Origin of the sequence: Streptomyces sp. NBC_01334 (assembly GCF_035983595.1) — a bacterium.
Classification (GTDB): domain Bacteria; phylum Actinomycetota; class Actinomycetes; order Streptomycetales; family Streptomycetaceae; genus Streptomyces; species Streptomyces coriariae.
Genome location: NZ_CP130719.1, coordinates 343249 through 356584, shown reverse-complemented (window position 1 = coordinate 356584; position 13336 = coordinate 343249). Strand labels below are relative to the sequence as shown.

12 protein-coding genes are annotated in these 13336 nt (G+C 67.8%); 4 read left to right on the top strand and 8 right to left on the bottom strand.

The annotated features are described in order from the left end of the window. Positions 1-608 precede the first annotated feature (608 nt). From OG736_RS46215 to OG736_RS46205, 3 genes are all read right to left on the bottom strand, one after another. A complete protein-coding gene (locus OG736_RS46215; RefSeq protein ID WP_327188173.1) occupies positions 609-1643 on the bottom strand; it encodes a threonine ammonia-lyase in 1035 nt (344 codons plus the stop codon). 122 nt (positions 1644-1765) lie between these two features. Further along, a complete protein-coding gene (locus OG736_RS46210) occupies positions 1766-2131 on the bottom strand; it encodes a hypothetical protein (protein ID WP_327188172.1) in 366 nt (121 codons plus the stop codon). Between the two features lie 174 nt (positions 2132-2305). Further along, positions 2306-2785, bottom strand: coding sequence for an ATP-binding protein (locus tag OG736_RS46205; RefSeq protein ID WP_327188171.1), 480 nt, complete (start codon positions 2783-2785; stop codon positions 2306-2308). Positions 2786-3078: 293 nt separating this feature from the next. Here OG736_RS46205 and OG736_RS46200 point away from each other — a divergent pair, with 293 nt between their 5' ends. The 3 genes from OG736_RS46200 to OG736_RS46190 all read left to right on the top strand — a co-directional run bounded on the left by OG736_RS46200 (position 3079) and on the right by OG736_RS46190 (position 5304). After that, the gene (locus OG736_RS46200) at positions 3079-3960 is read left to right on the top strand and encodes a class I SAM-dependent methyltransferase (RefSeq protein ID WP_327188170.1); all 882 of its coding nucleotides are present in this window, start codon (positions 3079-3081) and stop codon (positions 3958-3960) included. Positions 3961-4248: 288 nt separating this feature from the next. Then, complete coding sequence (locus tag OG736_RS46195) at positions 4249-4671, top strand: hypothetical protein (RefSeq protein ID WP_327188169.1); 423 nt, start codon at positions 4249-4251, stop codon at positions 4669-4671. A 165-nt stretch (positions 4672-4836) separates the two neighbouring features. Further along, complete coding sequence (locus tag OG736_RS46190) at positions 4837-5304, top strand: GNAT family N-acetyltransferase (RefSeq protein ID WP_327188168.1); 468 nt, start codon at positions 4837-4839, stop codon at positions 5302-5304. Between the two features lie 334 nt (positions 5305-5638). Here the strand turns inward: OG736_RS46190 and qcrB are convergent, their stop codons facing one another. Further along, the gene (gene qcrB, locus OG736_RS46185; RefSeq protein WP_327188167.1) at positions 5639-7279 is read right to left on the bottom strand and encodes a cytochrome bc1 complex cytochrome b subunit; all 1641 of its coding nucleotides are present in this window, start codon (positions 7277-7279) and stop codon (positions 5639-5641) included. After that, on the bottom strand, positions 7276-7587 hold the full coding sequence (locus OG736_RS46180; protein ID WP_327188166.1) for a hypothetical protein: 312 nt from the start codon (positions 7585-7587) through the stop codon (positions 7276-7278). Before OG736_RS46180 ends, qcrB begins: the two co-directional genes overlap by 4 nt. A gap of 270 nt (positions 7588-7857) precedes the next feature. Here OG736_RS46180 and OG736_RS46175 point away from each other — a divergent pair, with 270 nt between their 5' ends. Beyond that, positions 7858-8577, top strand: coding sequence for a TetR/AcrR family transcriptional regulator (locus OG736_RS46175; RefSeq protein ID WP_327188165.1), 720 nt, complete (start codon positions 7858-7860; stop codon positions 8575-8577). A 291-nt stretch (positions 8578-8868) separates the two neighbouring features. Here OG736_RS46175 and OG736_RS46170 read toward each other — a convergent pair whose 3' ends face one another. The 3 genes from OG736_RS46170 to OG736_RS46155 form a co-directional block, all read right to left on the bottom strand. Further along, entirely contained in the window at positions 8869-9261 is a 393-nt protein-coding gene (locus OG736_RS46170) for an HGxxPAAW family protein (protein WP_327188164.1), read from the bottom strand. A 2132-nt stretch (positions 9262-11393) separates the two neighbouring features. Further along, positions 11394-11981, bottom strand: coding sequence for a TetR/AcrR family transcriptional regulator (locus OG736_RS46160; RefSeq protein ID WP_327188163.1), 588 nt, complete (start codon positions 11979-11981; stop codon positions 11394-11396). A gap of 133 nt (positions 11982-12114) precedes the next feature. Then, entirely contained in the window at positions 12115-12975 is an 861-nt protein-coding gene (locus tag OG736_RS46155; RefSeq protein WP_327188162.1) for a hypothetical protein, read from the bottom strand. Between the last annotated feature and the right edge of the window lie 361 nt (positions 12976-13336).

The following is a 13336-nucleotide window of genomic DNA, read 5'->3' as shown; positions in this document are numbered from 1 at the left end:
CATCGGCCGTAAACCAGGAGCCAGCGGGCCGGTCGCCGACACGTCAAAGGCGGTTGCCACGATGACGTGGATGTCTTATGCGGTCGGCGTTGTCCTGCGCGTAACCATCACACGGACGATCACCGATGTCGTCCCGTCATATCCTCGTCCACGCCGCGCTCGCCCCGGTGTCTCCCAACGCCTGGCCCGGCAACGGGGTCACCCTCCGCCGCCGCCCGGGTCCATGGTCCGGCCGAGACTCGAGGAATCGGTTGCGAGTCTGCCTCCGCCGCCGCCCGGGTCCATGGTCCGGCTCGCCGCGGTGGACGTGCGGTGTCCATCCGACGGGCCGCCGCCGGGGGCGGCATGTGCCAGCGAGGGCACAGCCACGACGGCGACGGCCGCCCCCGCTACGATTATGACCCTTCTTATTTTGCTCATTTCTCCTGCTCCTAGGTGATATCTGGAGGGTTTCGCATTGAGCGATGAGGCACGCCTATTCACCTCGTGCGCTCATCCTGTGTACGAGAGTGCGAGGGTGCTTGAGTAATGGGTGCTCATCCTGGGTCACGCGCGCGGCAGGGGTGTGGTGGCAAGGGCTCGTCCGCCTCACTGCGTGGAAGATGGTCTCAGTGCTCCGCTTCGTCCTCGGCCTTGCTTCGCTTGCGGCAGGTCTGGAAGGGCAACGGGGCTTCTTTACGCAGCAGTTCGAACAGGTCGGGATCGACGTTCCCTCCACTGATCACCGCCACGTGGCCCCCGGCAGCGGGGAGGTCGCGCTCGTGGTAGAGGTACGCCGCGGTGGTGACCGCCCCGGACGGCTCGACGATCATGCCCGCACGCCGCGCCAGAAGGGCCACGCTCGAGCAGATCTCCTCTTCGGTGACGGTGATGATGTCGTCGACGAAAACGCGCATGTGCTCGAAGGTGTGCTCCCCCACGGTCGTCATGCGCAAGCCGTCGGCCATGGTCCGGCTGACACGCTCAGTCGGCCAGGTCACGCGCCGTCCGGCGCGCAGGCTTTCTCCGGCGTCCGCCGCCAGCTCCGGCTCGACGCCCACCACCCGTATACCGGGGCGTGTGAGCTTCAGTGCAGCGGCGACACCTGAGATCAGTCCGCCTCCGCTGACGGGCACCAGCACCGTGCCGATGTCGAGTCCCGCAGCCACCGCTTCGTCGGATATGTCGAGGCCGACCGTTCCCTGGCCCGCGATGATGTCCAGGTCGTCGAAGGGCGGCACGATCACATAGCCGTGTTCCGCGGCCAACTGCTCAGTGAGGGCTGGGCATTCTTCGGGGGAAGCGAAGCGCACATCGGCCCCGTACTCCCGGACCCCGTCGATTTTCACCTTGGCGGCCGTGGAGGGCATGACGATCGATACTTTCACGCCGGCCTGCCGGGCCGCGTAGGCAAGTGCTTTGCCGTGGTTCCCGCTCGATCGTGCAATGACGCCGCGGGTCTTCTGCGACTCGGACATCCGCGACAGTCGATTGTATGCGCCACGTATTTTGAACGAGCCGGTGATCTGCAGGTTTTCTGGTTTCAGAAAGAGAGACCGATGTCTGCAGGAGGCCCATGGAGCCCTGAGCAGTGACGTACGGGAGACCACTGGCTCCAGGCGTTGACGGGCTGTGTGCAGGTCGTTGAGCGTGACGAGAGTCATGGGTCGGTCATCCTTGTCGGGTAATAACGGTCATCTGGCGAGCCGCTCACAGCGGGTGGAGCACCTCGGCACTCAGCGCCGGCTGGAGCCTCTGCGCGGCCGTCATGCGCCGGGGGGACGGATCACTCGGTCCGGGTGATGTCGACGAACATCATGGGACGATCGCCGGCCGTACGCAGAGCGGGCGCGTCGGGGCCCCACCAGCAGCCGTCGGGCAGACCGGTCGCGTTGCGCGGGCGGATGACGACCGTGTGTTCCCCGGCCGTTCTCCAGGCGACCGTTCCCGTAGTGCCGTCCGGGCGGTCGACCGCGCAGGGATGGAATTCGTCCGCGTTCTCACACGGGCAGCCTGCATCGTGGAGTGCGGCACTGTGGCCTATGTGGACCGGGGCTGCCGCCCTCGCCGCGACGATCGAGATGATGGGAGCGGCGAGCAGCACGCCGGCCACGGCTGCAGTGAGGGCTACTGCTTTCAGGGGCTCGTGCATCGCTGTCCTCCTGGTTGCTCGGTGCGCGGATCTCCGAGGGGGGTGTGGCCTTACGGATGGACGGGCGGCTACCCGCGCCGGCAAGCGGCTTGGCGGGGCAGGAGCAGTGGGCGCTCAACGTCACGATCGCCGTTGTCCCGGCTGGGCCGGACCTCTCGTTCCGGCCGTACACCGTCACAGCGCTGAGGGCCCGACGACTGCCCAGTGGCTGACCCGCCCGTCCCGCCCGGTGACATCGCCGGCGCCTACGGCCACAGCGTCCACGATGAAGGTGCCGCGTCCGTGCTCGTCGGCGGGGCGGTCGTCGTCGTACTGGTCCTCGGTGCGGGGGCCGCCGTCGGTGACCGCGACCAGGATCGCCCGGTCGTCGAAGAAGCACAGGGAGACGGCGACGGGCGGCTCGGCGTACTGCACCGCGTTGGTCACGAGCTCCGAGACGACCAGCAGGGCGTCGTCCACGGTTTCCTCGTCGGCTCCCCAGGCGTGCATCACCCTGCGGGCCTCGCGGCGTGCGGTCGCGGGTGCCGGCGGACCGCACTGCAGCGACAGCCCCCACGCGCCGGCGGTCCGAGCCGGCGTGGACGGTCCGGTCGCGGCGAGGGTGAAGGAGTCTTCCGTCGTCCTGGCGGCGGTGGGAGGTGCGGTGCAAGTCATGGTGATCACGGCCTCGGAGAGCTGCTGTGTGACTCTTCCAGGAGACGTCGCGTAGCCCTGGGGCGACTGAGCAAGCGGTACTCAAACCCGGAACAAGGCCGGTCACAAGGCCGGTCTTCGAGGGCGAGACGCGTGTCGGGGCCGGCCGTCCGCGCCGGAGGGCTCAGCACGCTTGGGCGAGCAGCTTCTGCTCCAGCCGAGTATCTCCTACTCATGTGGGGGTGCTCCTGCGTCCTGGAGAATCCCGACGCGTGGGACCGCACGCGAGTGCGGTCAGGAACAGGAGGTTCGCGATGGCTGCAGAGGACGACTTCGGCGTGGAGGAAGCCGACGCGCACAGGGACGGGCACGCTGCCGGGCTTGCCGCCAACCGGGCGCTGTGGGATTCCCTGGCCGAAACCCACGGCACGACGGCCACCGATCAGTCCTACGACGTGGAGGCGTTTCTCGGCGGTCAGCAGACGCTGCGCAGCATCGAGCGTGAACTGGCCGGTGACGTAGCGGGCAAGGATCTGCTCCACCTGCACTGCCACTTCGGCATGGACACCTTGAACTGGGCCCACCTGGGCGCGAGGGTCACCGGAGTCGACTTCTCCCCCGTAGCCATCGCCCGTGCCCGGGACCTCGCCGAAAAGGCGGGACTGGTCGCGGACTTCGTCGTGGCGGACACCCAGCGCCTGCCCGACAGCCTTGCGGCCGGGTTCGACGTCGTCGTCGCCACGTACGGCGTGTTGTCCTGGATCGCGGATGTCGACGCGTGGATGCGGGGGGCCGCGCGGGCGCTCAGGCCGGGAGGCCGGCTGGTCCTGGTGGACATTCATCCGGCCTTCCAGACCGTCCTCAGCTACGAGCCCTTCGTGGCCGACTGGCCCTACGGCGGCGGCGAGGCTCAGTACGTCGCTCTGACCGGCACTTATGCAGATCCGAGCGTCGTGACGGCGCCACGGCAGACGGTGCAGTTCCCCTACTCGCTCGGTGAGATCGTGACTGCCGCCGCTTCGGCGGGCCTGGTTGTGGAACGGCTGGCAGAGCATACGGAGACGGAATCCGACGGCCGCCACATCCTGCCTCGAGGCGCCGACGGTCTCTACCGGTTCCCCTTCAGCGACACCTACCTGCCGATCATGTACTCGCTGCGGGCTGTCGCGCCACGCACGCCGACGAGCGGCAGCTGATCGCGTCCTCCCTCTGACGTTCAGGTGGCCCGTACGCAAAAGCCAACGGCCGCCCCGCGTTTCGGTGCGGCGTTGCCCCGGTCGTCACCAACCCGGGGGTACCGGGCTGCAGTCAGTGCCTGACTGAGAACCAGTAACCGCTCAGGGTTGTGGCCCAGAGTTGAGGTGCGGGCAGTGAGGTCGTGGTCGGCTTCGGGTTCTCTCTTACGATTCCGGCAGAAGTTGTTCAGGGTCGGCCAGGGCGGGTGAGCGGGATTGGGGCCAGTTCCAGATTGGTTCTGGGAGGTCTTGGATGCGACAAGACCATCCCTGTCTGCCCTGGAGTCATGGCTGGAGTCACAGCCGAGAGAGATTCTTGAGGGGTTCGCGCTGGCATACCTGGATGCGGCGGACTCACTGATCGACTTCTCGGAAGGCGTGAATGTCGATGGAGAGGTCTGGTCCGAGGACAGCACCGAGGATCTGTGCATGTGGGTGGTCGGCCAGGGCCGTGGGTTCTGGTGCTCGGTGGTCACAGGTGAGTGGGAATTGGCAGAAGCCGCGCAGGCATATCACGGGAGCCCGTCGCCGCTCAGCGGAGAAGTGACTCAGTGGGATCCAGAGGTCTCGGCCTCAGAGCACCGGGGGTATCAGTCCCCGAACGCTCTTGTCTACGGCGTCTATCGAACGCGTTTTGCAGAGGACCTGTACGAACGGCTATCGGCCGAATGACCTGCTGTCCCTTTTATCCCGTTCTCCGGATGATGCAGCCAGACTCCTGGCAGATCAGCGGTTGTTGAGTCCAGCCGCCCAACTACGGCAAGGCATGTCATGCGTTCATACAGCAGAGTTGCGTCTCATCTCGAGCGGCGCGGGGGCAGTGAATGCGGTCCGGCCGTGTTCGTCGGCGAGCTGGACCTGACGGACGTGGCGACGGCGACGGCTGTGCACCTGACCGGTCGCCGGTCGTATGCAGTCGAGGCCGCGCTGATCGGTTTTGACGGAATACCCGCTCTCACGGAGAGCCTGGAAGAGATGCAGGCCCAGCCGTTGCGTTGGCTCGGGATGACGACGCGTGACGGTCACCTTGCCGCCTTCGTCGCCTGGCAGCGCCTGGCGGGGGAAAACGGCATCGATATCGACCGGGTATGCGTCGATCCGGCATGGTTTCGCTGTGGTCTGGCTCTGAGACTGCTCGATCACCTGTTGACCGAGCTGGCCCCCACCGGGCAGGCGCTGGTCAGCACGGGCGCGGACAATCGTCCGGCGATCGCTCTCTATGAGCGTCTCGGCTTCATCCGTGTCGGCACCGTCGAGCGGGCGCCCGGCCTGCTCATGGCCGAGTTCCGGCTTGCGCGGGAATAGGACCGCAGGCCGCCTCGTCGCCGTCCTCGCCGGGCGCACCTCGAGGCGATGCCGTTCGTGTGCATCGGCCTGCGGGAATCCGGCGACGCCGGCCTGCCGGTTTCCTTCCCGGACGTAACGGAGGGCGCCGCTGGGACAGGATCCGGCCGGCGGGACACAACGGGCCGAGGTCGCCGGGTGGTCGGCGGCCCTGCTGACCAGGCCTGTCGGCGGCCGGCTGCCCCTGTTTCATGGCATCTCGTGCGACGGCTGACTGCCTGGCGGGCCGGCCTGCGGCTGGTGGCGGCGCGCCCAGCCGCAGGCCGGCCACGGGTGGGCCGTCATACGTAAGCGGTCAGTGGTGGCCGCGTCCGCTGGTGATCTCCTCGTACTCCTCGGCGGTCGGCTTGCTGATCTGGCCGTCCGCACCGTAGTACGCCTTGCTGAGTCTCGCGCGCAGCTTCTGCGCTCGCGTGACCGGACGCTCGACGCCGTTGTCGTCGACCCGATGGCTCGTCAGCGCGGCCGGCTCGTACTGCTCATGCGCGGTGAGGGTGTGCAGCTGCTCCTGGCTGAGGGGGGCGTGGACCTCGACGAACTCACCGTGCGGAAGGCGCCTGATGGTGCCGGTCTCCCGGCCGTGCAGCACCTTGTCCTTGTCCCGGCGCTGCAGGCCCAGGCAGATCCGTTTGGTGACGACGAAGGCGATGACCGGTCCGGCGAAGAAGAAGATCCGCACGAACCACGTGATCGCGTTGAGCGACAGATGGAACTGGGTGGCCCAGATGTCATTGCCACCTGCGATCATCGTCACGAAGTACGCCGTCAGCCAGGCGACTCCGAAGGCCGTACGGGTGGGCGCGTTGCGCGGCCGGTCCAGGATGTGGTGCTCGCGCTCGTCGCCGGTGACCCACGACTCGACGAACGGGTAGACCCCGATGAGCGCCAGGACCACGGCGAAGCCGGCGAGCGGGATGAACACCCCCAAGGCCAGGGTGTGGCCCCAAAAGTTGATCTCCCAGCCCGGCATGATGCGCAGCAGCCCCTCGGCGAAGCCCATGTACCAGTCGGGCTGGGAGCCTGCCGCGACCTGGTCGGCCCGGTAGGGGCCGAAGGCCCAGATCGGGTTGATCTGGGCGATGCCCGCGATGACCGCGAGGACGCCGAAGACCAGGAAGAAGAAGCCGCCTGCCTTGGCCGCGTACACCGGCAGCAGCGGCATGCCGACCACGTTCTTATTGGACCGTCCGGGCCCGGCGAACTGGGTGTGCTTGTGGTAGAAGACCAGGATCAGGTGCGCCACCACGAGGCCGAGCATGATCCCGGGCAGCAACAGGACGTGGATGGAGTAGAACCGCGGGATGAGGTCGTGCCCGGGGTATTCGCCGCCGAAGAGGAAGAAGGAGAGGTAGGTCCCGACGATCGGGATCGACAGGATCGCGCCCTCCATGAAGTGCAGGCCGGTGCCGGAGAGCAGATCGTCAGGGAGTGAGTAGCCGGTGAACCCGGTGAACATGCCCAGGAACAACAGCAGGACGCCGAAGACCCAGTTGACCTCGCGTGGCTTGCGGAACGCGCCGGTGAAGAAGACGCGCATCATGTGCACGATCATCCCGGCGAGGAAGATCAGCGCCGACCAGTGGTGCAGTTGCCGGATCAGCAGCCCGCCGCGTACGTCGAAGCTGATGTCGAGCGTGGACTTGTACGCCTCGCTCATCCTCTGTCCCTGCAGCGGGACGTAGCTGCCGTGGTACGCGACCTCGGTCATCGACGGGTGGAAGAACAACGTCAGATAGACACCGGTCAGGATGAGGATCAGGAAGCTGTAGAGGCAGACCTCGCCCAGCATGAACGACCAGTGGTCGGGGAAGATCTTGCGCATGTTGGCCTTGGCCAGGGTGTAGATCCCCAGCCGGCCGTCGGCCCAGTCGGCGAGGCGCTCGCCTGCCGGAGCCTCGCTGCGCGCGGGCGGTTCGGTGGTGGATTCGGTGCTCAAGCGCGCTCCCGGAATACAGGGACGACGGGCTCTTCGAAGTCGCCGGGCGCTTCGAGGCAGCCTTCATCTGTTCGTTGTGGGAAGGGGGGCATCGCAGCGGTACGGGAGATCTGCATGCGCGCCCAGCGGCGGAAACCCGCACCGAGGCAGCTCAGGGCGACGCTCAGCGTCAAGCCCAGCGCGAAGTTCAGCGCCCTGATGCTCCCCATGGGCATGACGAGGATCGATGCATCGTTCGGGATCGTCGCGTACGAGACGACGAAGCCGGCGCCTGCCAGCACCGCTGCGGTGAACAGCGCTGCGACCATGCGCTCGGAACGCCTGGTGGCCTGTGCGTCGCAGAGGGGGGTGAGAGGATCACGGCGCGGGCGCCCCTGATCGGCGCGCGGGTTGCGCCAGACCGGCACCGTCACGAATGCGTGTACATATGTCTCCTTTTCCCTCCTCACCCGAACGATCTCTCGTGGAATGTCTTGTCTGTGCATGGCTCGTCCGCCCTTGCGGCCCGTTTCCCAACCTCTCTAGAGGCTCTAGGTAATTCTAGACCCTCTAGATCAATGCGATGAAGGCAGGTGTTCATGGACCGGCGACCGACGGGCGACGGCCGACGCGACCGAGTGCGCGAGGCCACCGTGCGGGAGATTCACCAGAGCGCTCGGACACTGCTGGTCACCAAGGGGCCGGCCGCAGTCACGATCAACGCCGTCGCCCGCGAGATGGGCATGAGCGGGCCCTCGCTCTACCACTACTACGCCAGCCGGGACGCGCTGGTGGACGCGGTGACCGCGGGGTTCTTCCAGGAGTTGGCCGAAGCCATGGAACGCGACCGGGACAAGCGCACGGGCGCCTCGCCCGCGGACCGGTTCCTGGGCGCGTGCCGCGCGATGCGCGCCTGGGCGGTATCCCATCCCGCCGAGTTCGAGTGGATCTTCGCCAGCCCCGTCAGCGGCACGCAGCACCAGCCCGACTCCGCCCGGCACCAGGCTGGCCTGCGCTTCGAGAGCGTCTTCATCGACATGATCGTCGAGGTGTGGAACACCCGTCCGTTCCCGGTGCCGGAACTGAACGAGTTGCCCGAGGGCCTGCCCGAGCAACTGCACGCGTACTCCCGCCTGATCGACCGACGCCTGCCCCCCGAAGCCGTGCACGTGTACGTGACCTGCTGGAGCCGGCTCTACGGGCTGCTGTGCCTGGAAGTCCTTCACCAGATGGACTTCGTCCTGACCGACATGCAACCGCTCTTCGAGCAGTGCCTGAGCGAGCTGAGCGACATGCTGGGCCTCACCCAGGGGCCCTGACGGGGCGTTGCGTGCACGGGACTGAAAGGGAGCAACGCTCAAACCTTTCGATCGCCTTCCCGCCCAGCGTGGGCGACATCCACCAGCGCCCCGCTGAGCCGGTCACCGCCTGCACGTTCACTCCGCGCAGACGGTGCCGTGGGACGGTCGGCCCTGACCGTAACCGCCGCGGTCGCACTGCGCGAGTGCGCCGTCCGGCAGGTAGCAGGACGTGCCCGGGGGGCGGCTTGGCGCAAGGCACGCATCAGACGCCGCGCGAATCGGCGAGCAGGCCGATCACCGCTGCTGAGATCAACGGCTACGAGCGTCGGCCGGCAGGGCAAACGCCGCGCCAGCGGTTTCCGCCACCGGCTGACGAGGACCCTCGCCCCCCACCGCGTCCGGTCGTCGGCCGGCCATGCGGCATCCGAGACAGTCGGGGTGGCCACCGCGCGCACCCACATCGCGCACGCGCCAGTCCCACTGGTCATCGGGACGGGGGCCGCTCGGCTTTCCCCACCCGGCCAGGTGGAGCACCCACGTGACCCCCGCAGCGAGTACGACAGTTGCTGTCCCTGCCGCGATCACGAGGGCTGAGACGGCTGTCACGCCAATGCCGGCGATTGTGAAGCCGACCACGGCGATGAAGGTGCCGGTCCATCCCGCCACCGTGTGACCCATGTCCACATGGCCGTGTGCGCTCATCAGGTTCTCCCAGGTCTCATGGCAATGAGCCGATAGTTCACGTGCACGAGCATGGGCCGCTCACGAGGTCAACAAATGAGCAAACGGTACTCATCCGCCGCTACTGAGCCTCTTTCCTCCCGTCTTTGCACAGGTCGGAGAGGCGCGGAAGACGATGGAGCTGAGGCGGCTGGTCAAGCAGCGTGCCCTCCATCGCAGGAGCACCAGGACTCGAGTTGGGCGAGGGCGCCTTTCCCCGAGTGCGCGCAGGTGGGCGTGCTCGCCGTTGTACCTGACTGGTCGCGCTCGGGCAGATCACGGGGTCCGTAGTACGGGGGCGGGCGGTGGCCTCAAAGCCGCGAAGGGGCCTCTCAGGAAAGGAAGCCACAGTGCAGGAACCGCCGTTGCGCGCCGTTGACGACGATCCCACGCCTGGGCCACTCCTCTGGCCGCCGCCGACCTTGGGAGGCGTGTCGGTAACGGCATCAGCGCGACCCGAGGCGACCGCGGCAAGGCGGACAACTCGCGAGCGGGACAACCCCGCCGCAGCAACCAGTTGCTTCGCGGTCCGGGCCGCCCGGGCTGGCCTCCATCAGAGAGGCGGGAACCAGTTCCGCGCAGTACTCGCCCAGCGGCTGGACTCGGCGACGTGCCACCGGCTCACTCCCCCGAAGACAGCTTGGCCAACTGCTCGTCGAGGGTGAACGCGCCGGCCTCGGCCTGCAGCCTCACGGCTCCGCGAAACGCGCAGGCGAGGTCCACGTGCTCTGTCTACCTCAAGGAGCCCCTCTGCAGGCTTTGCGGCGCGCGGCAAGCCTTCAGCCCCTGTGGCGGCAGGGACACAGCGAGGGCGAACAAGTCGGAGAAGCGGCCAAGGCGCAGACGCAGACCGACCTGACCGTCCGGGCGGCATGCCTGCCCGCACGGTCGACACCGCTACGGCCGTCCTCGCCCCCGCAAATGACGGCTCGCGCGTCGTCTGTGCGGCCCTGGGCCACGACGTCACGACGCGTCGAGACGTGACCCCACCCGCTTGCCGCACCCCAGCGGGGCCGTCGTCCTGCACCGCGGCCGAACTGCCGGCGAAGACGACCATGCGCAGAACGAGGAATCGCCCGATTCCGGCGAGGCCGGAAGCACCGAGGTAGACGACCTGCTCACTCAGCGTGCCGGCCGACGGCTGCAGCAGGTGCAGGAGGAACGTCGCCGCACAGGTCATCACGTAGGAGGCCGAGGCAGACCCGGCGGACTGCCAGTGCTGGCGCCATCCGGCATGCCTACCGGCCTGGAAGGTGAAGCGTGCGTGGAGTTCTGTACACAGGAGGGTTGAAGCTGCGGTGACCAGCGCGTTCGCCATCGCCCATGGCATCAGTGCGGCCGTCAGTGCCACGGCCGGGCCGGAAGCGAGACCGACACCCCCGCCGCACAGGACGAACCGGGCGAAGGTGGCGAGCGGGCCGGGCCGGCACTCCCCGCCCGCGCCGGCCTCCGCCCAGCCCGTGCGCTGCGCCTTGGACGCTGCACCGGACTTCGAGGGGAACAGCGGTTTCATAGCGGTCGCCTTCTGGTCCAGGGGTCGTCGGCCTCGGCGCGATGAGGCGCGGGACAGGGTGCCTACAAGCGTTGGCCAACATTCGTTGACAGAATGCCAGCTCCTGGGCGTAGAAGTCAACATCGGTTGGCCTACATCTGTTGGCATTATGTCGAAGGCCGGAGGCGCCACCGCCCGCACGCGCTTCTACCGCGCCGGATCACCGCCTTGAAGCCGACCGCGGGGACTTCCCAGCCCGGCTGCGAGCGCACCGGCATCCGCGCTGGCGCCGCCGATGCCGGCCGGCACCCTCATCGGCCTCACTGCTGTGACGGGCAAACGCCGGCCCGCCGGCCAGCGACGCGACTTCGCCGTAGGTGGATGACTGCCCGGAAGAGGAAAAGGCGCGCCCGGATCCCGACAAGGTCGTCACCGGCAACCGGAATCAAGACGTGCCCGTGCCACGTCTGCGGGAGCGCCCGGGGGTGGGGGCCCGCGGAGTTCCATCCTGCCGGGAACGCGCAAACGCCGTCGTCGCCCGGTCGCTGCAGAGCTGGAGCCTTACGGCAGTCCCCCACTTCTGGGATGCAACGGACCGTCCGGGCAAGGCGTCACGCCGCGCTCATGCGGCAAGAAGTGCACCAAGTCCTGGAGCCAGGAGGTCGACGATCCGCTCGGAATCCATGACGGCCAGCGGGTTCAGCCTGAGAACGTAACGGCTGAAGATCAGTCCGAGAGTTGTCGTCAGCACGGCCCCCGCTCGTTCTGCGGCGTCGGTTCCGCCGATGCGTTCCGCCAGCCGGGCGGTCAGTTCCCGCTCGACGTACTCGCGGAACGCACGCAGGAGCGCCGGGTCCCGCTGGGCCTGGGTGACCAGCAGCGTCAGCGAACCACCGAGTGCCGGATCGTCCCATACGGCCAGGACAGCCCGGATGATCTGCTGAGGCATCTGCTCGGGATCACCCTCGAGCACGCGGGCCATCACCTGGCCCGGGCTGATTCCGAGCGCCATCGCTCCACCGAACAGCCCTTGCTTGGAGCCGAAGTGATAGCTGATCAGGGCCGGGTCCACGTCGGCTGCCGACGCAACGGCTCGCATCGTCGTCGCGTTGTAGCCGTGCTGCAGAAACGCCGTCTTCGCCGCCGCCAGAATCCTCTCCTTGGCGTCGGAGCCTCCACGCGGACGTCCACGAGATTTATTCATCACCATTGAATATCACGGGCCGGAAACCGTCGTGCGGCGCGCAGGTGCTCACACAACCCAGGTCATGCCTCACTGGTGCCCAGCGGGCGACCGGGGCGACGGCCGCGGCGGTGAGCGCCGCTGCCGCCGCCCTGCGGGCTCAGCGGGTGATGTCGACAAAGGCCATGGGCCGGTCGGCGACGGTGTGGAACGCGGCTTCGTTGCGGCCCCACCAGTGACCGGTCGGTTTGCCGGTGACCGCGTCGGCCTGGATGAAGATCGTTCCCTGGCCGGCGCCGCTCCATTCCTTCGTGGCAAGCCCCGGAGAGCCCTCGACCCGGCTGTCCCGGAACGCCCAGTGTGGCGACGTCCTGGAGGAGAAGGCGACGCCGTGCGGGGCGGAAGTGCTGTCGGAGACCCTGACTGCGTACTCCTGGGTGGCGCTGTTGCCGTCGCGCTCGAACGGTGTCACGGACTGCACGACCATCATGTGCCCGGTAGCGCCCCCGTCCGAGCCGTCCAGGTACTTCACCGCGATGACGGAACCCGCATGCAGGTCGCTGACCCGCTGTGCGGAGGGGCGGCTGATGTGATCGCTCATGTCATCGAGCGCACCGCCGGTGGAGGTGTCGGTGAAGGCGTCGTAGTACTGCTCCGAGGTGGGGCTGCGGTAGCCGATACCGGAGGTGAACCACGCGTCGGTCGCCCAGGAGTAGGCATGTTTCATCGAGGCGGTGAGGAACTGCGCGCACTTGGCCTCGACCTGATAGGAGCTGGGATTCCCGGGCGTGCCCCAGACGACCGTGGCTGTGGCGGAGTCCGCGTGGTCGAGAGCACCGGGGTAGAAGTTCTCCGGGTCCTGTCCTGGCCAGCCGAGTGTCGCGAGTTGGTCGATGATCTCGTTCTCGGCAGCCACCAGGGGGGCGCCGTCTTCAGTTCCGGCTGCCTGCGCCGTCGTCGGCATGACCGCCAGGACAACGGCTGTCGACACTGCGCACAGGGGGCCTATGAGCTTGTTCATCGTGCTGATCTTCTTCTTTCTGTGATGCTGTTCTGTCGCGGCGGAGTTGGTTACTGCCTGCAGGGCGGGGGTGATCGAGCGGCACAGCCGGATGTCGTGCAGTGCCGCAGGCCGGATCAGCCGTCGCGCGGCGCCGTGCAACGGGAACCGGCCGCCCTGCCGTCTCAGCGGCCCGCCGGCATCACCGGGAGCGGGCGGAGTCCGGGCCCCGCACTGAGGGGTGTTCCAGGTCGGCCGCCCTCCCTCACCGCGAACTTGCCCGCCTTTGGCACCGCTCCGGCTGCTCGGGCAAGCAGGGTCAGTCAACCGTGAGCCGGGGAAGCGGAGATGAGTAATCTCTGCCCATCCGGGCGGCCGGGTG

Excerpts from the sequence above, each read along its gene's own strand:
- OG736_RS46215 (WP_327188173.1), bottom strand. The coding sequence starts at position 1,643 with ATGACTCTCGTCACGCTCAACGACCTGCACACAGCCCGTCAACGCCTG.
- OG736_RS46210 (WP_327188172.1), bottom strand. The coding sequence starts at position 2,131 with ATGCACGAGCCCCTGAAAGCAGTAGCCCTCACTGCAGCCGTGGCCGGC.
- OG736_RS46205 (WP_327188171.1), bottom strand. The coding sequence starts at position 2,785 with ATGACTTGCACCGCACCTCCCACCGCCGCCAGGACGACGGAAGACTCC.
- OG736_RS46200 (WP_327188170.1), top strand. The coding sequence starts at position 3,079 with ATGGCTGCAGAGGACGACTTCGGCGTGGAGGAAGCCGACGCGCACAGG.
- OG736_RS46180 (WP_327188166.1), bottom strand. The coding sequence starts at position 7,587 with ATGGTCGCAGCGCTGTTCACCGCAGCGGTGCTGGCAGGCGCCGGCTTC.
- OG736_RS46175 (WP_327188165.1), top strand. The coding sequence starts at position 7,858 with ATGGACCGGCGACCGACGGGCGACGGCCGACGCGACCGAGTGCGCGAG.
- OG736_RS46170 (WP_327188164.1), bottom strand. The coding sequence starts at position 9,261 with ATGAGCGCACACGGCCATGTGGACATGGGTCACACGGTGGCGGGATGG.
- OG736_RS46160 (WP_327188163.1), bottom strand. The coding sequence starts at position 11,981 with ATGGTGATGAATAAATCTCGTGGACGTCCGCGTGGAGGCTCCGACGCC.
- OG736_RS46155 (WP_327188162.1), bottom strand. The coding sequence starts at position 12,975 with ATGAACAAGCTCATAGGCCCCCTGTGCGCAGTGTCGACAGCCGTTGTC.